The following is a 20,332-nucleotide window of genomic DNA, read 5'->3' as shown; positions in this document are numbered from 1 at the left end:
ACACTTGTGCCGCCTATGGCCGGCACAAGTGTCCAAGATCCACCGAGGGTTCAGACGCCGCTGACCGAGCGGATCCAGCTGCGGTTGGTGGCGACGCTGCCGTAGTTCTGGATGCTCTGGCCGTCGGCCGTCGAGGCGACGCCGACCTGGAGGCCGTTGTAGAACTCAGGGCCGCCGGAGTCGCCCTTCCACGCGTTGCCGTTGATCCGGGTACTGCGGATCGCCCGGCCGCCGTACGCGTCGGTGGTGAAGCCGGTCACCTGTACCGTCGCGGTCTTGAGCTGGGTGGCCGGTGAGCAGCCGCTGTAACAGGTCATGCCCCAGCCGTAGATGTTGTTGGTCGAGCCGACCGGCGGGTCGCTGCTGGCCAGCGGCGAGTACGAGGTGCTGATCGAGGTGCCGAGCCGGAGCAGCGCGAGGTCGTTCTGCGCGTAGGTGGCGGTCACCGAGGCGGCCGTACCCGAGCCGCGGGTCACGCTACCCACCCGCACCGACATGCTCGACGACAGGCAGTGGCGCGCGGTGAGCACCCACTGGGACGCGATGATCGTGCCGGAGCAGGTGAAGCTGCCGCTGGCGTAGACCTGGGCCGCCCAGGGGGCGGAGGAGACGGTACCGCCGCCGATGATGGACGGCGACGGGTCGGCCGCGTGCGCGGTGGCGGGGACGGTGGCGAGAGTGGCGACGGTCGCGGTGCCGATCGCCGCCAGCGCGAGTCGGGTGCGCATCTGGGCTCCTTCCGGGGGGCCTGGGCCGGGATCTTCCGGCCCGACGGGCCACGTACTGAGCGGCGGTTCCTCCGCCGTTCGACGGGGGACGGTAACCGTTCAGCCAGGTGCGCGGAATATCTATAAGTACCAATGCCGATAGGTTGAGGGTATCGGTAAGGGTCGATACTAATTAGCTTTGGCCAAGGGATTGCGGGCGATGTCCGGCAGATCGGGCCAGGCGCGCGTATCGTGTTCGGGGCGGCGACCCGACCGTCATCGGCCCCGTGCTCACCGTGTCCGGCGAGTGTTGATCAGCGCGCGGGCAGTGACCGGGTTGCGACGGATAGCCGGTAGGCTAGGGCGCCAGCGCCGAACAGTCAGGAGTGCTCCGTGGCCCGCGTCGTGGTGGACGTCATGCTCAAACCCGAAATCCTCGACCCGCAGGGGCAGGCGGTCGCCGGTGCGTTGCCGCAACTCGGCATCGGGGATGTGCGGTCGGTCCGCATCGGCAAACACATCGAGATCGAGTTCGACGGCGAGGCCGACCTCGACCGCGCCCGTCAGATCGCCGACCGGTTGCTCGCCAACCCGGTGATCGAGGATTTCACGCTCCGCGTCGAAGAGCTTGAAGAGGCGGATCAGTGACCGCTCGGATCGGTGTCGTCACGTTCCCCGGCTCCCTCGACGACCGTGACGCCCAGCGGGCGGTGCGCGTCGCCGGAGCCGAGCCCGTCGCGCTCTGGCACGCCGACTCCGACCTGCAGGGCGTCGACGCGGTGATCCTGCCCGGCGGGTTCTCCTACGGCGACTACCTGCGCTGCGGCGCGATCGCCCGGTTCTCCGCCGTCATGGACTCGGTCGTCAAGGCGGCCGGTGACGGCCTGCCGGTGCTCGGCATCTGCAACGGCTTCCAGATCCTGTGCGAGGCGCACCTGCTGCCCGGGGCGCTCACCCGCAACCAGCACCTGCACTTCCGCAACCGGGACCAGTGGCTGCGGGTCGAGTCGACCGGCACCGCCTGGACCACCGGTTTCGAGGCCGGGCAGGAGATCCTGATCCCGGTCAAGAACGGCGAGGGCTGCTACGTCGCCGACGCGCGTACCCTTGACTCACTTGAGGGTGAGGGCCGGATCGTCGCCCGCTACGTGCGGGGCAACCCCAACGGCTCGCAGCGGGACATCGCGGCGGTCCGTAATGAGGCCGGCAACGTAGTCGGCATCATGCCGCACCCCGAGCACGCCGTCGAGGCGCTGACCGGCCCGTCCGTCGACGGACTGGGCTTCTTCACCTCCGTGCTCGCACACCTCGGAGCGCACGCATGACCGCGACACCCCAGACCAACGAGACCGCCGCCGCGGAGTCCGCGGCCGACCCGGCCGCCCCGGTGACCGCCGGCGACGTCGGGCAGCCGGTGACCGCCCCCGCGGCCGGGCACCGGTCGGCCGACGAGGACGTGGCCGGGGACATCCCGCCGTACTACGGCGACGGTGTCGACACCGTCGAGCGGGCCGCCGCCACGCCCGACGAGGACCAGCCACACGCCGAGCTGGGGCTGCGCCCCGACGAGTACGCCAAGATCCGCAAGATCCTGGACCGCCGCCCGACCCAGGCCGAGCTGGCGATGTACTCGATCATGTGGAGCGAGCACTGCTCGTACAAGTCGAGCAAGGTGCACCTGGAGCAGTTCAAGGAGAAGGCGCCGAAGTCGACCTCGATGCTCGCCGGTATCGGGGAGAACGCCGGGGTCGTGCAGATCTCCGACACGCTCGCGGTGACGTTCAAGGCCGAGTCGCACAACCACCCGAGCTTCGTCGAGCCGTACCAGGGCGCGGCGACCGGCGTCGGCGGCATCGTCCGCGACATCCTCGCCATGGGTGCCCGCCCGATCGCCGTCATGGACTCGCTGCGCTTCGGCGCCGCGGACCACCCCGACACCAAGCGCGTCCTGCCCGGCGTGGTCGCCGGTGTCGGCGGGTACGGCAACTGCCTGGGCCTGCCCAACGTCGGCGGCGAGGTCGTGTTCGACTCCTGCTACCAGGGCAACCCGCTGGTCAACGCGCTCAGCATCGGCGTGCTGCCGGTGGACCGGCTGCAGAACAAGGCCGCCGCAGGCGTCGGCAATGTGGTGATCCTGCTCGGTGCCAAGACCGGCCGCGACGGCATCGGCGGCGTGTCCGTGCTGGCCAGCGCCACGTTCGACAGCGGGAGCGAGACCCGCCGGCCGTCGGTGCAGGTCGGCGACCCGTTCATGGAGAAGCTGCTGATCGAGGCGTGCCTCGAGGTCTACGACGCCGGGCTCATCGTCGGCATCCAGGACCTCGGCGGTGCCGGCCTGACCTGCGCGCTCAGCGAGACCGCAGCGGCCGCCGGCACCGGCATGGAGATCGACCTCGGCCTTGTGCCGCTGCGCGAGCCCTCCATGGAGCCGCATGAGATCCTCGCCAGCGAGTCGCAGGAGCGCATGCTCCTGATCGTGGAGCCGGCCAAGGTCGACAGCGTGCTCGCCGTCGCCCGCAAGTGGGGCGTGCTCGCCACCGCGCTCGGCACCGTCACCGACACCGGCCGGCTGGTCATCACCTGGCGCGGCGAGACCGTCGTGGACGTGCCGCCGGGGTCGCTGGCCGACGACGGCCCGGTGTACGAGCGGCCGATGCGCGAGCCGGGGGACCTGATCCTGTTGCAGGCGGACCGCGCCGAGACGCTGCCCCGCCCGGAGACCGGCGACCAGATCCGCGAGACCGTGCTGCGGTTGGCGGCCAGCCCCAACCTGTGCGACAAGACCTGGATCACCGAGCAGTACGACCGGTACGTGCTGGGCAACACCGTGCTGGCCCAGCCGGAGGACTCCGGTGTGATCCGGATCGACGAGTCCAGCGGTCTGGGCGTCGCGCTGTCGCTGGACGGCAACGGCCGGTTCGCCCGGCTCGACCCGTACAACGGGGCCAAGCTCGCCCTCGCCGAGGCGTACCGCAACGTCGCCGTCACCGGGGCCACGCCGGTCGCGGTGACCGACTGCCTCAACTTCGGCTCGCCGGAGGACCCGACGGTCATGTGGCAGTTTGCCGAGGCCGTCCGCGGGCTCGCCGACGGCTGCCAGGAGCTGGGTATCCCGGTCACCGGTGGCAACGTCAGCTTCTACAACCAGACCGGCCCCGCTCCGATCAACCCGACGCCCGTCGTCGGGGTGCTCGGCGTCCTACCGAACGTCACCTACCGGGTGCCCATGGGCTTCTCGGCCGACGGTGACGTGCTGTTCCTGCTCGGCCAGACCCGCGCCGAGCTGTCCGGCTCGGAGTGGGCCTGGGTCACGCACAGCCACCTCGGTGGCCGGCCGCCGATGGTCGACCTCGCCGCCGAGAAGCTGCTGGCGTCCGTCCTGGTGACGGCCGCCGAGCGCGGCCACCTCGGCGCCGCGCACGACCTGTCCGACGGCGGTCTCGCCCAGGCACTGGTCGAATCGGCCCTGCGCCACGACCTCGGTGCGACGATCTCGCTGCCCGACGACGTCGACCCGTTCGTGCTGCTGTTCTCGGAGTCGGCCGGCCGGGCACTGGTGGCCGTACCGCGCGGGCACGTCGACGCGTTCGCGGCCCTGTGCACCGAGCGGAACCTGGCCCACGCCCGCATCGGCGTGGTGGACGGCCGCAGCGGGGCGCTCGAGGTGAGCGGTCAGTTCCGCATCCCGCTGGCGGAGCTGCGGCAGGCGTACTCGTCCACGCTGCCCGGCCTGTTCGGTCACGTGGTCGGCGCTGCCGGGCAGGAGGACGCCTCGGCAGACGACCGCCCGTCGGCCGTCGAGGCCACGGCCGCTCCGGTGGTCGAGATCGACCTGGCCGTATCGGCCGCCGGCGGCGAGGTGGCCGCGGAGGCGGCGGTCGCGTCGGATTCGACGGTCGCCGCGGAGGCGGACGCCACCGCCGAGAACACGCCGGAGGCCGGCGGCGCGAGCTGACGCTCGACGCCCCGGCGCCCGGCGGTAATCCGGTCAGCGAAGAAGGAGAACCCGCTCAGCGAAGAAGCCGGCGCGGTCCGATCAGATCGGACCGCGCCGGCTTCTTTCGTGCGCTTCCCTGCCTGTCTAGTTGTCGAGCCAGTCCAGTCGCTGGCGGTCGTCACCGTGACCGGGCGGCGGGGCGGGGCGCCGGCCCTGGGCCGGGGCCTGGCCCTGCGGCGGTGCCGGCGGCTGCTCCTCCTGGTAGTACGGGTCCTGCGCGGGCGGGTACCCGGCGGCGCCGTAACCGCCCTGCGGGCCGTAGCCGCCGGGCTGCTGCTGGTCGTAGCCGGCCGGGTAGCCGCCCTGTGCCGGGTGGCCCCCGGTGGCCGGGTAGCCCTCGGCGTCGCCGTCCCAGGCGCGGGTGGCCTCGTCGTAACGCTGGGCCTGGCCGCCGGGGGGCGGCGGGTAGCCCTGGTCGCCGCCGTAGCCGCCGGGAGCGCCGCCGTAGCCCTGGTGCTCGCCGCCGTAGCCGGCCGGTGCGCCGCCGTAGCCCTGGTGCTCGCCGCCGCCGTAGCCCTGGTGCTCGCCGCCGTAGCCCTGCTCTCCGCCGTACCCGCCGGGAGCGCCGCCGTAGCCCTGGTGCTCGCCGCCGTAGCCGGCCGGTGCGCCGTACTGGTTGCCGTACTCGCCACCGGAGCCGTACACCGCGGTCGGCGCGCCGCCGTAGCCCTGCGGGGCGCCCTGGTCGTACCCGCCGGGCTGGCCGCCGGGGTAGCCGGGCTGGGTCGGTGCGCCGCCGTAGCCGCCCGCACCGTAGCCGCCGCCGGCCGGCGGGTAGCCGGGCTGGTTGGTCGGGTACGGGGCGGCGTACGGGTCCGGGAACTCGTCCTCGGGCCGGGTCGGCCGGAGGATCGCGGTCGCGTCCGCGGCGCCCGGCGTGGCCATGCCGGGGTGGCCGACCATCGTCGGGTCCGCGCCGCCGCTGCCGTACACGCCCGGAGCGCCCGACACGGGGGCCTGCGGGCCGTTCGGGGCGTTGCCGGCCTCGTCCTCGGCGTCGCGCTTCTTCCGGTTGAGGAACATCATGACGAACACGCCGACGCCGGCCAGGACGAGCAGCACCGCCAGGATGAGGATGATCCATGAAAACATGCTGAGGCCGGACGAGCTGGAGGCCGGCTGCTGGGCCGCGGCGGTGGCCGCGCCCGGGGTCACCGGGTCGGCGCTCGGCACCTCGCCGTCGACGCTGGGCAGCGCCTCCGGCGACGCCGAGCTGCTGGCCACGCCGGTCGGCTTGAGCGCGAGCGGCACGGTGATGTTCTGTCCGGCCTGGGCGTCGACCTGCTTGGAGAAGACTTCGTACCCGTCCTTGGCCGCGCCGACGGTGATGGTCCCCGGCGTGATGGTCTTACCGGCCGTCGGGAACCGGAAGTTGCCGTTGCTGTCGGTGCCGGTCTCGCACCGGGGCTTGTTCTGCGCGCACTGGCCGCTGTCGACGAGCAGCACCAGGGCACCCTTGACCGGCTTGCCGGTCGCGCTGTCCTTGACGGTGCCGCTGACCGAGCCGACGGTCGGCGCCTGCCCGGCCTTCACGGTCGCCTTGAAGGTGGCCGAGTCGCTGGCGGGCGCGCCGGACTGGGGGGTGTCGGTCGCGGTGACCGTGCCGTCGTCGCTCTTGGACTGGCCGGGGTCGACGGTGCCGGTGGCCTTGATGCTCCAGCTGACGGTCCTGGACGTCTCGCCCTTGGCGAAGTTGATGGTGCACGACGAGCCGCTGCCGCCGTTGCACCCCGCCGGGTCGCTGGCCGTGAAGTTGGTCAGCCCCGACAACGAGACCTTGACCGGCGACGCTCCCCCGATGAGGTCGGGCGTGTAGTTGACCTTGACGGTCAGCTTCTTCGTGTCCCCGGGGCCCATCTCGCCGGGTTGCCCGGTGACCTGCACCGAGATGTCGCTGGCGGCGTACGCGGGGGCCGCGACGGCCAGCGTTCCCAGGGTCAGCGAGGCCGCCACACCGGCACCTACCAGTGCTTTTCGGCGTACTGTCACGTCAGCCCTCCGGCTCCATCTCCGGCCGAACGTCATTCGAGCCCTTCCCCGTCGCTCGTGACCGCGCCAGATCGAGCGGCGTTTCCGTAGCGTGCTGCACCGCAGCAAACTATGCCTTGTCCAGACGCCTGCGCGAAAGGCAGGCTTGTGTTGCCATCTTCGTACGCGTGGTCGTATCGTCCCGACGTGTCCGATGAGCCACGGTATAACCAGACTGTCGCGGCCGTCGTTGAGGCGCTGGTAAATGGGCGCACTCCGGACCGCTCGGCGCTGCGTGAGGCCGTGCGGACAACGCTTTCCGCGCTCGCGGCCAAGGTGCCCGGCCGTTCGGTGGAGGTCCGGGTTCCTCCATACGGTGCGATTCAGTGTGTGGGTGGTCCTCGCCACACCCGTGGCACTCCTCCCAACGTGGTGGAGATGGACCCGGCCACTTGGCTGGAGATGGCGACCGGTCGTACTAGCTGGGCCGAGGCGGTCGCCTCGGGCCGGGTGAGCGCCAGTGGGATTCGCGCCGATTTGTCGCCGTATCTGCCCTTGTAGCGATCACACCACGTCGGGCAGACTGCTACGTCGGGCACTCGATCTGTGGCCGTGGGTTGCAGAAGAGGACTCGCGTACACTGGGTGCCGCGACGACGACCACCGTGAGCGCGGCGTCAACGCGCCCGATGGCCAAGGCGATTTTCAGGAGCGGCAGTGCCCCGAGGCGACGGTCGGCTCAGCCACGACCTCGACCCGCAGCAGCCCGGACCACAGGACGCATGCGGCGTCTTCGGTGTCTGGGCCCCCGGTGAAGAAGTAGCGAAGCTGACCTATTTCGGGCTGTACGCGTTGCAGCACCGAGGCCAGGAGGCGGCGGGCATCGCCGTCTCCGACGGCACCGGCGTCGTGGTCTACAAGGACCTCGGCCTGGTGGCCCAGGTCTTCGACGAGCCGACGCTGGCCAGCCTGCGCGGCCACATCGCCATCGGGCACGCCCGTTACTCCACGACCGGCGCCTCCACCTGGGAGAACGCCCAGCCGACGCTGCGGGCGACCGCCCCGCGCGGTGGATCGGAGGACGGCCGGGCGGCCACCACGATCGCGCTCGCGCACAACGGCAACCTGGTCAACACCGCCGAGCTGGCCCGACAGGTGGCCGAGTTGGGGGTCGGCGACGACTCCACGACCTCCGACACCGCCCTGGTCACGGCGCTACTCGCGGCGCGTCCCGACCTGTCGGTCGAGGCCGCCGCGCTCGAGGTGCTGCCGACCCTGCGCGGCGCCTTCAGCTTCGTCTTCATGGACGAGGACACCCTGTACGCGGCCCGCGACCCGCAGGGCGTGCGGCCGCTCGTGCTGGGCCGCCTGGAGCGGGGCTGGGTCGTCGCGAGCGAGACCGCCGCGCTCGACATGGTCGGTGCCAGCGTGGTCCGTGAAATCGAACCGGGGGAGCTGCTCGCGATCGACGAGCACGGGCTGCGCTCCAGCCGGTTCGCCGCGCCCGAGCCGAAGGGCTGCCTGTTCGAATACGTCTACCTGGCCCGGCCGGACACCACGATCAGCGGCCGGAACGTGTACGCCGCCCGGGTGGCGATCGGGCGGGCCCTGGCCCGGGAGCACCCGACCGAGGCCGACCTGGTCATCCCGGTGCCCGAGTCGGGCACCCCGGCCGCGATCGGCTACGCCGAGGAGTCCGGCATCCCGTACGGGATGGGCCTGGTCAAGAACGCCTACGTGGGGCGCACCTTCATCCAGCCCTCGCAGACGATCCGCCAGCTCGGCATCCGGCTCAAGCTCAACCCGCTCCGCGACGTGGTGCGCGGCAAGCGGATCGTGGTGGTCGACGACTCGATCGTGCGGGGCAACACCCAGCGGGCGATCGTGCGGATGCTGCGCGAGGCCGGCGCGGTCGAGGTGCACGTACGGATCTCGTCGCCGCCGGTGAAGTGGCCGTGCTTCTACGGCATCGATTTCGCTACCCGGGCGGAGCTGCTCGCCAACGGCCTCGACACCGACGGGATCCGGCGCTCGATCGGTGCCGACTCGCTGGGTTACGTGTCGCTGCCCGGCCTGATCGCGGCCACCGAGCAGCCGAAGACCCGGCTGTGCCGGGCGTGTTTCGACGGGGAGTACCCCATCGACCTGCCCGCTGACAACGTTATCGGCAAGCACGTACTGGAAGGTCTGGCCAGGACGGCGAACTCGGGTGGCCCCGCGCGGGGGCGTGGCTCCGACTCGCCGAGCCACGGGGACAACGGCCGCCGTTCCGGTACGGGCGAGCCCGCTGGGGGCGACGACCGGTTCACCCCCAGCCCCGGCGGCGCGGATGCGCTGTTGCGCCCGTGACGCGAGGCTTGATCCGGCGGCTTCGAATGATCGATCCGGCGGTCATCGCGGCAGCAGCCGCGACGCATATGGGGAGAAAGTGACGCAGTGACTGAGCGCACCAACCAGACGGACGCCGACGCCAACGGCGCACCGGGAACCGCCGACAACGGACCTGCCGCCGAGTCGACCGAGCAGGGCAGGAAGGCCGATAAGCAGCTGTGGTCGGCCGGCAGCAACGGCCGTGACCGCCGCCGGCGCACCGTGACCTACGCCGACGCGGGCGTCTCGATCCACGCTGGTGAGCAGGCCGTGGAGCTGCTCAAGAGCAAGGTCCACCGGACCTGGCGGCCAGAGGTCGTCGGTGACATCGGTGGCTTCGCCGGCCTGTTCCGGCTGGACGCCAAGAAGTACCGCAACCCGATCCTGGCCTCGTCGACCGACGGCGTCGGCACCAAGCTGGTGATCGCGCAGGCGATGGACATCCACGACACGGTCGGCATCGACCTCGTCGCGATGGTCGTCGACGACCTGGTGGCCTGCGGTGCGGAGCCGCTGTTCCTGCTCGACTACATTGCCTGCGGCGAGGTCGTGCCGGACCGGGTGGCCGAGATCGGGGCGGGCATCGCCGACGGCTGCCGGTACGCCGGCTGTTCGCTGCTGGGCGGCGAGACCGCCGAGCACCCCGGTGTGATGCGGCCGGACGAGTACGACATCTCCGGCACCGGCGTGGGCGTGGTCGAGGAGGACCAGATCCTGGGCCGCGACAAGGTCGAGGTCGGCGACGTCGTGATCGCGATGCGCTCCTCCGGCCTGCACTCCAACGGCTACTCGCTGGTCCGCCACGTCCTGCTCGGCGCGGGCCGGATGCGGCTGGACAGCGTCGTGGAGGAGTTCGGCCGCCAGCGCACGCTCGGCGAGGAGCTGCTCACCCCGACCAAGATCTACGCGCGGGACTGCCTCGACCTGATGACCGAGTGCGAGGTGCACGCCCTCGCGCACGTCACCGGCGGTGGGATCCCCGGCAACCTGGTCCGGGTGCTGCCCGACCACGTTGACGCGGTGGTCGACCGCTCGACCTGGCGCCCGCAGCCCATCTTCGAGCTGGTGCGCACCAAGGGGCGCATCGACGACATGGAGATGGAGAGCACCTTCAACATGGGCGTCGGCATGTTCGCGGTGGTCACCCCCGAGGACGCCGACCGTACCCTCGCCTTCCTGACCGGCCGGGGTATCGAAGCCTGGCAGGTCGGCGAGATCATCGAGGGCACCGGCAACGTCCAGATGGTCGGCTCGCACACCAGCGGCTGATTTCCGATCTCCGGCTCAGAGATCTAGAAGCCGGCAACGACACCGCTTACGCTGTACCTTCCTGCGGCGCCAGCCAGAGGAGGACGGTTTGTGGACGGGCATGCGAGGCATCGCCCCGGTACCGGGGTACGTCGTCATGCAGCCCACGACCTTGTGCAATCTTGACTGCACGTACTGCTATCTGCCGTATCGCGCCCTGGACCGGCGGATGCGTCCGGAGGTCGCGCGGGCCGTCGCGGATTCGGTGAATCCGTGGGCGGCCGCCGACCGCCGGTTCTCCGTCGTCTGGCACGGTGGTGAGCCGCTCGCCGCCGGTCGGGCGGGTATGGCCGAGCTGATGGCGCCGTTCACCGGCGTCGAGCACCACGTCCAGACCAACGCGACCCTCGTCGACGACGCCTGGTGCGAGTTCTTCGCCGCCCACGACATGCGGGTCAGTATCAGTGTCGACGGTCCGCCCGAGTTGAACACCGCCCGGGTGACCCGGGGTGGCGCCCCCGCCTACGACCGGATCGTGCGGGGCGTCCACGCGCTGCGCCGCCACGGCATCGGGTTCTCCGCCCTCTGCGTGGTCTCCGCGCCCCGACCCGGCCTGGCCGCCGAACTGTACGCGTACTTCCTCGATCTCGGTTGTGACGTGCTCGGCATCAACATCGAGGAGCAGGAGGGCGTCAACGCCCGGTCCAACGACTTCGCCGGCGACGCCGTGCGCACCTTCTGGGCGGAGATGGTGCAGGCCTGGCGGGCCGATCCCCGCATCCACGTCCGGGAGATCGAGTGGACGCTGCGGTACGTCGGCGCGGTACTCGACGACACGGCCGACGAGGTGCTGCCCCGTACGCTCGACCCGATCCCCACGATCGCCGCCGACGGCCGGGTGTTCCTGCTCTCACCCGAGCTGGCCGGCTTCACCGACCCCCGCTACGGCGACTTCAGCAGCGGAAACGTGCTGACCACCCCGCTGGGCGAGATCCTCACCGGCGCCGCCGACTCCGCGGCGTGGGTACCCGAGTATCTCGCCGGCGTCGAGGCGTGCCGCGCCGGCTGTCCGTACTTCGGGTTCTGCGGCGGCGCGCATGCCGCCAACCGGTACTTCGAGCACGGGCGGTTCGACGGTACGCGGACCAACCACTGCCACAACAGCAAGATCCAGCTATTGGAGGGAGTGCTCGACCATGCGCGAACTCACTGACCCGGTCGCCGACCGGGTACGCGCGGCCGCCGACGGAATCGAACGGTTGCTCGCCGAAGGCAGGGCGGCCCGCGTGGCGCGGGCCGAACTCCCCGGTGGCGACGGCGACACGGCGGTGTGCGCCTGGAACCACTTCGAAAACATTCCGACGTTCTACAACTGGAACAATCGGCCCAGGTGAGCGGCTCGGTGGAGCCGACTCCGCGTGCCGGCCGGCACGGCCCGACCCTGTCGCCCCACGCACCCGCCCTTGGCAAGGGCGAACGTCGGGATGGAGGGCGCTCCTTACGGAGCGACCGGGCCTGTGACGGCGGTTCCGGTAGATGACCGGCGAGAAGCGACCCGGACAGAACGCGGCACGCGGATCAAGTCCACGTGCCCGGTGCGGATCGAGAGGTCAATGACGACCCGGAGGGGAACTTCCCGCCTCGCGGTCGTCATCCTCGTCGTCTTCTTCGTCGTCTTCGACGTACTCACCGTACTCGTCGAAGTCGTCGTCAGACTTCCGGCTGCTGCCAGCCAGTTCCCGCTGCAACGCGGCGAGGTCTGTGTTCGGGGAGTGGTACTTCAACTCCCGGGCCACCCTCGTCTGCTTGGCCTTAGCACGGCCGCGCCCCATGGCTCGACCCCCTCGCACGAAATTACGGGGCAGCCGTTACCGGCGAGCCCCACACGTCAGGCATCTCTCGTGGCTCTTACGGTACATGTCGTGATGCGGTTTCGGCATCTCGCCCTCCCCGACGTTCCGGTGTGATCGGGCGCCTGTCCGGATCGGGGGGTAAGGCATGATCGGGTCAACCGGTCGTAACCACGAGATCGCAGGTCACCGGCGCGGGTGATTCCGGCTCCCACTCGGCTCCTCCTCCGTGCTCCCCTTCCCTCCTCCGGTGCTCCTTACTCCTGAGAAGCGACACTCCCGGGAAGCCGACCCGGGTGGGGTACGAACTAAGGAGTGCGCCCCCCCGCCGGGTACCCGGCGGGTGGGCGCACTCCTTACGGAAAGAGAGGAAGGGGCGCCGGCTCAGCGGTCGCGGCCCAGGCGGATCGTGCGCAGCCGGCCGACGTCGACCATCCGGCGCTCAGCCAGCCGGTCGGCGGCGACCGCCGGCGGCACGCTCTCCTCCTCGGCGAGCCGGAGGATCTGCCGGGTGGTGTCGTAGATCCGTCCCGCCCGCAGCTTGGCCCGCTCGAAGTTGAAGCCCTCGATCTCGTCGGCCACCTGGATCACGCCACCGGCGTTGACCACGTAGTCGGGGGCGTACAGGATGCCTCGCTCGTCGAGCAGCTTCTCCACTCCGGGGTGCGCGAGCTGGTTGTTGGCCGCGCCGGCGACGACCTCGGCCCGCAGCACCGGCACCGTGTCGTCGTTCAGGGCGCCGCCCAGCGCGCACGGGGCGTACACGTCGATGTCGGACGTGATCAGGGTGGTGACGTCGTCGACGAGGTCGACCTGCGGGTACGTGGAGCGGGCCCATTCGAAGGCGCGCTCGGACACGTCGGTGGCCACCACCTGGGCGCCGTCGTCGAGCAGGTGCCGCGTCAGGTGCTTGCCGACCTTGCCCAGGCCGGCGATGCCGACCCGCCTGCCGCGCAGGGACGGGCTGCCCCAGCGGTGCTCGGCCGCGGCGCGCATGCCCTGGAAGACGCCGTACGCGGTAAGCACCGACGAGTCGCCCGCGCCGCCGTACGCCTCGGAACGGCCGGTCACGTACCGGGTCTCGCGCGCGACGACGTCCATGTCCTGCACGTAGGTGCCCACGTCGCAGGCGGTGAAGTAGCGGCCGCCCAGCGACTCGACGAACCGCCCGTACGCCCGCAGCAGCGGTTCGGACTTGTCGCGGTCCGGGTCGCCCCAGATGACCGCCTTGCCGCCGCCGAGGTCGAGCCCGGCGAGGGCGTTCTTGTACGCCATGCCGCGGGACAGTTCGAGGGCGTCGTGGATCGCGTCCTCTTCACTCGCGTACGGGTAGAAACGGGTACCGCCGAGGGCTGGGCCGATGGCGGTGGAGTAGATCGCGATGATCGCTCGGAGGCCGGTCTGCCTGTCCTGGCAGAAGACGACCTGTTCGTGGCCGGTCGGCTCGTGGCCGCCCGCCGTGGTGAAAACGCCCATGGGATCTCCTTGTTGGGCCGGCACCTGATGCCGGCGGGGATGGTGCCGGCACGAGCCTGAGCCTAGTAGCGCCGACCGCGTGAGGCGTCGATGACCAAACAAACATCCGCCATACGGACCACCGCCGCACGGCCGGTGCCAGCGCGGGGTGACCGGGGCACTTCTCTGCGTCAGCGCGGGATCAACCGGGTGCTCCCGCGTCGATCAGCGGGCCGGTGCTCCGTGTCGATGGTGGTCGTCGTCCGCGAAAGTGCGCCATCGAGGCGAAACGTGGCACGATCGCGACGTGCCGTCACTGTTCGCGTCGTACCTTCGGGTGTACGAGCCGTTGATCGCCTTCGACCGCGAGCGCCAGGAGTACTGGCGACGCTACGTCAAGGAAGGGCGGGCGGTGGCGCCTGCCGAGGGACCGGGGCGGCAGCGTACGACCGTGCTGGAGGCGCTCGGCGCGGGCTGGACCCGGCTGCCGGAGCTGCCCGACGAGGCGTACGTGCTGGAAGCCGACGAGACGCTGCTGATCTGTCCGTGGAACCTGCGGGTACGAGTGGCGGAGGCCGCGCTGACCGCCCGCGACGGCGTACCGGGCGTCCTGGCCGACGCGTTCGTGCCGCCGCTGTTCGCGGGGTTGGCCAAGAGCGTGCTCGACGACTGGCGTAGCGGCTCGCGGGTGCTGGAGCACGGCCTTCCCCGGGTGCACGAGCAGGTGGCGACCTGGGGGGTGCCGCTGCGCTGGTTCGTCTTCGTCGACCTGTCGGAGCGCGAGTTGACCCTGCGCTCCGGGCGGCGGGTGCTGCGGTACCGCACGGAGATCTCCAAGGCGCGGCGGCGGGCGCACCGGGCGCACTCGGTCCTGCGCCGGTCGCTCGGCGACGCCCCGATCACGGCCGCGGTCGAGGAGACCGCGCGGTGGCTCGAGGAGTTCCATCCACGCTCCGTGGTCGAGTTGGACTACGGCGGCCTTGTCAATCTGCTATCCGACGAGGCGCTCGCCGACGACGACTCACCGGGACTGGTCGCCGCGGGTCTCGCGGCTGTCGGCAGGGGCGAGGCGGACTCCGCCACCTCGGCATATGAGCGCCTGGTGGAGCGGTGGCGAGCGGTGCAGCTACTCGAACGCTGCAACTGATGTCGGGTCGTCGGTGGACGGCGCTTGTACCATACGCGCTGCCCGTTTCGGTGTTTTTTATCTAATGAGTGAATTTTGAAGAGGCGCTAACGCGAGCGATTTTCGTGTTTCAGAGGTCACTGCGGGTAGCTAAACGTCCGGTTTATGCTCTAGGATCCGGTTAAAAGGGCAAAAACTGGCCGATTCATCATCCATCTATACAGAGACCTTCAACCGTTCGGCCCATGTCGGACATCGGGGACTAGCCGGACCATGAGAAACGCGTCGGCCGGCGGGACACCGGTCGACGTCATTGGGGTACCTGTGGAGGAGTGACCGATGGCATCGCGTACGCATGAACCCGAGCCGCTGTTGACACCGGCGGAGGTTGCGTCGATGTTCCGCGTCGACCCGAAGACCGTGACCCGGTGGGCGAAGGCTGGCAAGCTCAGTGCGATCCGCACGTTGGGCGGCCACCGTCGCTACCGAGAGTCGGAGGTCCGAGCCCTGCTGCAAGGACAGATTCCTTCGCAGCGGGTGGGCGACTGACGCAACATCCGGGCCGGCGCCCCGGCCATGATCGGGGTGGCGAGACGACTGCGGTAGCAGCCGTCTCGCCACCCCGATCATGAAACGCACGATCCCCTTTCGCCCCGAGTCGGTGGTCCCTTCCCGGCTCCTCCACCCCCGCTCCGCGGCCGGTACCCACCCCGGCGACCCTCGCCCGTTACTCCCGTGCCATCGACGGTTGCGGCGCGCGCGCCCGTCAACTGTTACCTTGGTTTCCTGAATTCCCGGCTGACGGGTCAGAAGCCGACGGGTGAGAAAGCCACGATGCGATGCGCCGCAGCCCCCTGATGCTCACGGCCGGAGTTCTCGTGCTCACGGTCTCCGCGGTCGTCGCGGTGAGGTACGTGCACACCTACGAGTCGCCCGCGTCCGCCCAGGCGCCGGCCGGCCGGGAAACGACCGGACGCGGCATCCCCGGCGGTCCGATCGACACCACCGCCTCACCGGCGACCGTCCCGCCGGGCGCCACCCCCGTCGACGCCGCGCAGCAGCAGCGCTTCCAACTCGCCGCGGATCTCGTCACGAAGGCCCAGGGGCATCTGGCGGTGATCGTGCGCGACCGTACGACCGGCGCCGAGTGGCGGGCCGGTGAGGCCGACCGCCCCACCTGGGCCTCGGCCACCATCAAGCTCGCGATGGCGACCAACCTGCTCGAACGCGCGCGCACCGGCGAGGTCAAGCTCGACACGGCAGCGCGCAAGAACATCGCCGACATGCTGGAGGCGTCGTCGGACGCAGCCGCGGACACCCTGTGGGACCGGTTCGGCAAGGACGCCTTCGTACCGTGGTTCCAACAGCAGTACGGCATGGCGAAGCTCGAGTTCCCGGCCGGCGCGGCCCGGCGGTGGAACCACCTGACGTGCGTCCCGGACGACCTGTTGCACCTGCTCTCGTACGTGCTCGACCGGGCCGACCCGGCCGATCGGGACTACCTGATGGCCGCGATGCGGCGCGGTGGCGCGGCCCAGCGGTGGGGAGTGGCGGCCGCCGGCGAGCCGAACCGGCCCGGTCTGACGAACGGTTGGTCGTTGGAGACCGACGACAAGGTCAAGCACTGGGTCACGCACAGCGTCGGCTTCGTCGGCGTGGACAACCGGTACGCCGTCGTGGTCATGTTCGACCAGCAGCCGGGCGGTTCGCTCGACACCGGCGTGCACACCGTCAGCGACCTCGTCGCGACGGTGTTCGGCGCGAAGACGCCGGCCGACGTGACCGTGCCCAAGCCGCCGGTGACCAGGTGAGACCACCGGCGGCCGGCGCCCCCGCTACCGCCCGAGGAACGCGCTGATCGACCGCCGCAGGCCCGCCGGGTCGAGGCCGTGCCAGCGTTCATGGTCGTCCGGCGAGCCGTAGCGCCGCAGGTCGGTGCGGCCCACGCCGAGGCTGAGCAGGCGATGGGGTACGTCCGACAGCGCGTCCGCCACGAGCCGCGCCGAGGTGCCGGCGAGGTACGGCTCGACGAGGACGACGTCGGTGCCGGGCAGCGCCCGAAGGCCGGCGGTGTCGAACGGGCGGGGCGTGTGGGTGTACGCCACCGTCACGTCCAGCCCCTCCGTGGCGGCCAGCACCGGCGCCAGCATCGGACCGACCGCGACGACCGAGGCCCGCGCACCCCGGCGCAGGACCGTCAACCGGTCGGCGCCCGGGTGGGCGGTGCCGTTCGTGCGCGCCGACAGCCGCACGTACACCGGGCCGTCGTGGGCGGCGGCCGCGCGCAGCAGCGCGGGTACCTCGTCCGGGTGGCCGGGCGTGTGCACCGTCCAGGTGGCGTCGAGCGTGTCGATCAGCGCCACGTCACCGGGGGACTGGTGGGTGCGCCCCACCTCGGAGGCGTCGTAGGAGGCGCCGACGCTGACCAGGACGGCCCCGACACGCTGGTGGTCGAGGTCCAGCTTGATCTGCTCGTACGCCCGGTCGACCAGGAACGGCGCGTACGAGTGCACGTACGGGCGCAGGCCGGTCAGCGCCAGCCCGCCGGCCACGCCGAGCATCAACTGCTCCCGGATGCCGACGTTGATCACCCGGTCCGGGTGCCGCCGCGCGGACGCCACGAACCGGTCGGCGGAGATGTCGGCGAGCACCACGGCGGTCCGCGGATCGTCGTCGAGCAGGGCGGCCGTCGTACGGATGAAGCTCTCCCGCATGGCTCTACGCTCCCTGGTACTTGGGTTCGACGCGGGCCACGACGACCCGCGGCTGTCCGGTCGCCGCGCCCGCGAACGCCGCGGCGATCCCGTCGTGGTCGCGGCCGTTCACGGTGGTCGCGGTCCAGCCGTTGACGGTGAAGCGGCTCGCGATGCCGCCGGGCCAGCCGTGGGTCGCCGACTGGTTGTCGATCACGACGGCGGTCAGGTTGTCCAGCCCGGTGGCGCCGGCGTACGCGATCGCCTCGTGGTTGGAGCCCTCGTCGAGTTCGGCGTCGCCGACCAGCACGTACACGTGGGACGAGGTCAGGCCCTGGGCGCGCAGCCCGAGCGCGGTGCCCACGCCGAGGCCCAGGCCGTGGCCGAGCGAGCCGGAGCCGATCTCCACGCCGGGTACCAGGGTGCGGTCGGGGTGGTGGCCGAGGTGGCTGTCCCGACCGGCCAGGTCGTCGAGCCAGTCGGCGGGGAAGAAGCCCTTGGTGGCGAGTACGGCGTAGTAGGCGGCCGGGCCGTGCCCCTTGGACAGCAGGAACCGGTCGCGGTCCGGGGCGTCGGGACGGGCCGGGTCCACCCGGAGGACGCGGTCGTAGAGTACCCACAGGACGTCCAGCGTGGACAGTGACGCGGGCGCGTGCTTCTCGTCGCCGGTCAGCCGGCGCAGGGCCGCCATCAGTTCCGGCGGCCGGGCCGGACGGGTCGTTGTCAGGGTCATGTCCGTAGACTGCAAGTTGAAGCTAACTTCAACTCAAGGGGCTGTGATGCACGACCTGCTGACGATCGGCGAGCTGTCCGCACGCAGCGGCGTCGCACCCTCCGCGCTGCGGTACTACGAGCGCCTCGGCCTGATCTGGTCCACCCGGACCAGCGGAAACCAGCGCCGCTACGAGCGGTCGACGCTGCGGCGGGTCGCGTTCATCCGGATCTCGGCACAGGTGGGCATACCGCTGGAGGAGATCGGCGCGGCGCTGGAGTCGCTGGGCGACCGGCGTACGCCGACCAAGGCCGACTGGACCCGCCTCTCGCGGACCTGGCGCAGCCACCTCGATGACCGGATAGCGATGCTGGAGCGGCTCCGCGACCGGCTCGACGGCTGCATCGGCTGCGGCTGCCTGTCGATGAAGACCTGCGGGCTGTACAACCACGGCGACGAACTGGCCGACCAGGGGCCGGGCCCGGTCCGGGTGCTGCGCCGGGTCTGACGGTCAGGCTCCTGCTACCTCGGGGTTGACCAGCACGATCTTGCCGAGGTGCGCGCTGGACTCGAGCAGCCGGTGCGCCTCGGCGGCCTGCGACATCGGCAGCGTACGGTCGACGATCGGGCGGATCCGGCCGTCCTCGACCAGCGGCCACACCTGCTGGTGCACGCCCCGTACGATCGCGGCCTTCTCCTCGATCGGCCGGGCCCGCAGCGTCGTGGCCGCGACGCTGCCCCGCTTCGCGAGCAGCAGACCGAGATCCAGCTCGCCCTTGCGGCCGCCCTGGTTGGCGATCACGACCAGCCGCCCGTTGGTGGCCAGCGCCCGGACGTTCCCGGGCAGGTACGGCCCGCCGATGATGTCGAGGATGACGTCGACCTGGTTCTTCAGGAGCTCCGCGAAGTCCTGCGTCGAGTAGTCGATCGTGACGTCGGCGCCCAGTTCCCTGAGCGTGTCGTGCTTGGGCTGGCGGGCCGTGGTGACCACCCTCGCGCCCAGCGCCTTCGTGTACTGGATGGCGAACGTACCGATGCCGCTGCCGCCACCGTGCACCAGGAACGTCTCACCGGCGCGCAGGTGCGCCAGGTCGGTCACGTTCGACCAGACCGTGCAGGAGACCTCGGGCAGCGCCGCCGCCTCGACCAGGCTCACCGTCCGTGGCCGGGGCAGCAGTTGAGAGGCCGGGACGGCCACCTTCTGCGCGTACCCGCCGCCGCCGAGCAGTGCGCACACCTCGTCGCCGGGCTTCCAGCCCTCGACGCCGTCGGCGACCGCCTCGACCGTGCCGGAGCACTCCAGCCCCGGGTACGGCGGGGCGCCGGGCGGCGGCGGGTAGAGGCCCTGGCGCTGCATCACGTCCGCGCGGTTGACGGCCGTGGCCGTCACGTTGATCAGGACCTCACCCGGCTGCGGCTCGGGATCGGGTACCTCGGTCCACTGGAGGACCTCGGGACCGCCCGGCTCAGTGATCGTCACCGCGTACACCCTGGTGACGTTATCCCCTGCCCGGTCCGCCCCGCGCAGCGAGTCCACCGTCTCCGGCGTGGCGCCGTGGCGCGGCGGAGATCACCGGCCGGGCTCAGCCGGCCGGTGGGATCTGGCAGACTAGTGGCGGACACCGACCCGGCCTGCGGCCGGGATCGCGTCCGCTGCGGGACATCCCCTGCGTGCCGACCTTGCCGAGGTGGCGCGGGTGGGTGTCGTCGCGGTTCAGGAGGGCTCGCCTAGTGGCCGATGGCGGCGGTCTTGAAAACCGCTAGGGCGGTATCCCCGTCCTCGTGGGTTCGAATCCCACGCCCTCCGCAACGGTCAGGGAAAAGCCCCTCCGGCCAGCGCGAACGCCTGTCGGAGGGGCTTCGTCGTTCGCGGTCGACCGGCCCCGTGGTGCGGTCGCAGCAACCTACCGTTTGATGTTGTTCGATACGTTGGCTTCCGTGGTGTCGGATTTCATGATCGCGCTGCGTGGCTACGACATGGCGCAGGTCGACCAGCTGCTTTCTCAAGCGGATGACGCCCTCTCCTCCGGGAGCGAGACGTTGCGGGCATCGGCCCGCGAAGCGCTGCGGAGTACGCGGTTCAGGCAGCGGCTACGCGGTTACGCCCGCCACCAGGTTGAGCGCGCTGTGGAGCAACGCCTGCGTCTACTGGGTCAGCCCCCTTCGTCGATGTCCTGAGTCGGTAGCGCGGCCTCGGCGCGCGGCCG

General features: G+C 71.0%; 20 protein-coding genes and 1 tRNA gene. 14 read left to right on the top strand and 7 right to left on the bottom strand.

From position 1 onward, the window contains the following. Nucleotides 1-50 precede the first annotated feature (50 nt). Nucleotides 51-728 (bottom strand): S1 family peptidase, encoded by a 678-nt coding sequence (locus ACNTMW_RS22850; RefSeq protein ID WP_426635805.1) that lies wholly within the window; start codon nt 726-728, stop codon nt 51-53. A 372-nt stretch (nt 729-1,100) separates the two neighbouring features. Here ACNTMW_RS22850 and purS point away from each other — a divergent pair, with 372 nt between their 5' ends. The 3 genes from purS (at nt 1,101) to purL (ending at nt 4,662) form a co-directional block, all read left to right on the top strand. Further along, the gene (gene purS, locus ACNTMW_RS22845; RefSeq protein ID WP_426635804.1) at nt 1,101-1,355 is read left to right on the top strand and encodes a phosphoribosylformylglycinamidine synthase subunit PurS; all 255 of its coding nucleotides are present in this window, start codon (nt 1,101-1,103) and stop codon (nt 1,353-1,355) included. Then, nucleotides 1,352-2,032, top strand: a complete 681-nt coding sequence (gene purQ, locus ACNTMW_RS22840; RefSeq protein ID WP_426635803.1) for a phosphoribosylformylglycinamidine synthase subunit PurQ — start codon at nt 1,352-1,354, stop codon at nt 2,030-2,032. The genes purS and purQ overlap by 4 nt, the downstream gene beginning before the upstream one ends. Before the next feature lie 62 nt (nt 2,033-2,094). Beyond that, nucleotides 2,095-4,662 (top strand): phosphoribosylformylglycinamidine synthase subunit PurL, encoded by a 2,568-nt coding sequence (gene purL, locus ACNTMW_RS22835; protein ID WP_426635892.1) that lies wholly within the window; start codon nt 2,095-2,097, stop codon nt 4,660-4,662. A 126-nt stretch (nt 4,663-4,788) separates the two neighbouring features. On the opposite strand, the gene ACNTMW_RS22830 is transcribed toward purL, so the two are convergent. Beyond that, nucleotides 4,789-6,657, bottom strand: coding sequence for a carboxypeptidase regulatory-like domain-containing protein (locus ACNTMW_RS22830; protein WP_426635802.1), 1,869 nt, complete (start codon nt 6,655-6,657; stop codon nt 4,789-4,791). A 222-nt stretch (nt 6,658-6,879) separates the two neighbouring features. Here ACNTMW_RS22830 and ACNTMW_RS22825 point away from each other — a divergent pair, with 222 nt between their 5' ends. The 5 genes from ACNTMW_RS22825 (at nt 6,880) to amcA (ending at nt 11,683) form a co-directional block, all read left to right on the top strand. Then, nucleotides 6,880-7,233, top strand: a complete 354-nt coding sequence (locus ACNTMW_RS22825; RefSeq protein WP_426635801.1) for a sterol carrier family protein — start codon at nt 6,880-6,882, stop codon at nt 7,231-7,233. 155 nt (nt 7,234-7,388) lie between these two features. Continuing rightward, nucleotides 7,389-9,020, top strand: a complete 1,632-nt coding sequence (purF, locus tag ACNTMW_RS22820; RefSeq protein ID WP_426635800.1) for an amidophosphoribosyltransferase — start codon at nt 7,389-7,391, stop codon at nt 9,018-9,020. A 198-nt stretch (nt 9,021-9,218) separates the two neighbouring features. Further along, nucleotides 9,219-10,310, top strand: a complete 1,092-nt coding sequence (purM, locus tag ACNTMW_RS22815) for a phosphoribosylformylglycinamidine cyclo-ligase (RefSeq protein WP_426635891.1) — start codon at nt 9,219-9,221, stop codon at nt 10,308-10,310. Between the two features lie 100 nt (nt 10,311-10,410). Then, the gene (gene amcB, locus ACNTMW_RS22810) at nt 10,411-11,502 is read left to right on the top strand and encodes a cyclophane-forming radical SAM peptide maturase AmcB (protein ID WP_426635799.1); all 1,092 of its coding nucleotides are present in this window, start codon (nt 10,411-10,413) and stop codon (nt 11,500-11,502) included. Continuing rightward, nucleotides 11,486-11,683: a multiple cyclophane-containing RiPP AmcA gene (amcA, locus tag ACNTMW_RS22805; RefSeq protein WP_426635798.1), complete on the top strand. Its 198-nt coding sequence runs from the start codon at nt 11,486-11,488 to the stop codon at nt 11,681-11,683. Before amcB ends, amcA begins: the two co-directional genes overlap by 17 nt. 216 nt (nt 11,684-11,899) lie before the next feature. Here amcA and ACNTMW_RS22800 read toward each other — a convergent pair whose 3' ends face one another. Both ACNTMW_RS22800 and ACNTMW_RS22795 read right to left on the bottom strand, forming a co-directional pair. Further along, nucleotides 11,900-12,121, bottom strand: coding sequence for a DUF3073 domain-containing protein (locus tag ACNTMW_RS22800; protein ID WP_426635797.1), 222 nt, complete (start codon nt 12,119-12,121; stop codon nt 11,900-11,902). A gap of 402 nt (nt 12,122-12,523) precedes the next feature. Next, on the bottom strand, nt 12,524-13,615 hold the full coding sequence (locus ACNTMW_RS22795) for a Glu/Leu/Phe/Val family dehydrogenase (RefSeq protein ID WP_426635795.1): 1,092 nt from the start codon (nt 13,613-13,615) through the stop codon (nt 12,524-12,526). 286 nt (nt 13,616-13,901) lie between these two features. Between ACNTMW_RS22795 and ACNTMW_RS22790 the strand changes: the two genes are divergently transcribed. The 3 genes from ACNTMW_RS22790 to ACNTMW_RS22780 all read left to right on the top strand — a co-directional run bounded on the left by ACNTMW_RS22790 (nt 13,902) and on the right by ACNTMW_RS22780 (nt 16,531). Beyond that, nucleotides 13,902-14,741, top strand: a complete 840-nt coding sequence (locus ACNTMW_RS22790) for a DUF8083 family protein (RefSeq protein WP_426635793.1) — start codon at nt 13,902-13,904, stop codon at nt 14,739-14,741. 318 nt (nt 14,742-15,059) lie between these two features. Further along, on the top strand, nt 15,060-15,269 hold the full coding sequence (locus tag ACNTMW_RS22785; protein WP_167923941.1) for a BldC family transcriptional regulator: 210 nt from the start codon (nt 15,060-15,062) through the stop codon (nt 15,267-15,269). A gap of 290 nt (nt 15,270-15,559) precedes the next feature. Further along, entirely contained in the window at nt 15,560-16,531 is a 972-nt protein-coding gene (locus ACNTMW_RS22780) for a hypothetical protein (protein WP_426635791.1), read from the top strand. Nucleotides 16,532-16,555: 24 nt separating this feature from the next. On the opposite strand, the gene ACNTMW_RS22775 is transcribed toward ACNTMW_RS22780, so the two are convergent. Next, nucleotides 16,556-17,434, bottom strand: coding sequence for a transketolase family protein (locus tag ACNTMW_RS22775; protein ID WP_426635789.1), 879 nt, complete (start codon nt 17,432-17,434; stop codon nt 16,556-16,558). A gap of 4 nt (nt 17,435-17,438) precedes the next feature. After that, on the bottom strand, nt 17,439-18,104 hold the full coding sequence (locus tag ACNTMW_RS22770) for a transketolase (RefSeq protein WP_426635890.1): 666 nt from the start codon (nt 18,102-18,104) through the stop codon (nt 17,439-17,441). A gap of 88 nt (nt 18,105-18,192) precedes the next feature. Here ACNTMW_RS22770 and soxR point away from each other — a divergent pair, with 88 nt between their 5' ends. Next, nucleotides 18,193-18,633, top strand: coding sequence for a redox-sensitive transcriptional activator SoxR (gene soxR / locus ACNTMW_RS22765; protein WP_426635787.1), 441 nt, complete (start codon nt 18,193-18,195; stop codon nt 18,631-18,633). A 3-nt stretch (nt 18,634-18,636) separates the two neighbouring features. Here the strand turns inward: soxR and ACNTMW_RS22760 are convergent, their stop codons facing one another. Further along, nucleotides 18,637-19,614 (bottom strand): NAD(P)H-quinone oxidoreductase, encoded by a 978-nt coding sequence (locus ACNTMW_RS22760; protein WP_426635786.1) that lies wholly within the window; start codon nt 19,612-19,614, stop codon nt 18,637-18,639. 228 nt (nt 19,615-19,842) lie between these two features. Between ACNTMW_RS22760 and ACNTMW_RS22755 the strand changes: the two genes are divergently transcribed. After that, nucleotides 19,843-19,932: transfer RNA gene (locus tag ACNTMW_RS22755), tRNA-Ser, on the top strand. A gap of 107 nt (nt 19,933-20,039) precedes the next feature. Continuing rightward, on the top strand, nt 20,040-20,303 hold the full coding sequence (locus tag ACNTMW_RS22750) for a hypothetical protein (protein WP_426635784.1): 264 nt from the start codon (nt 20,040-20,042) through the stop codon (nt 20,301-20,303). Nucleotides 20,304-20,332 lie beyond the last annotated feature (29 nt).

Source organism: Planosporangium spinosum, from assembly GCF_049999945.1.
GTDB classification, from domain to species: domain Bacteria; phylum Actinomycetota; class Actinomycetes; order Mycobacteriales; family Micromonosporaceae; genus Planosporangium; species Planosporangium spinosum.
This window is presented reverse-complemented; position numbering and strand designations above follow the sequence as displayed.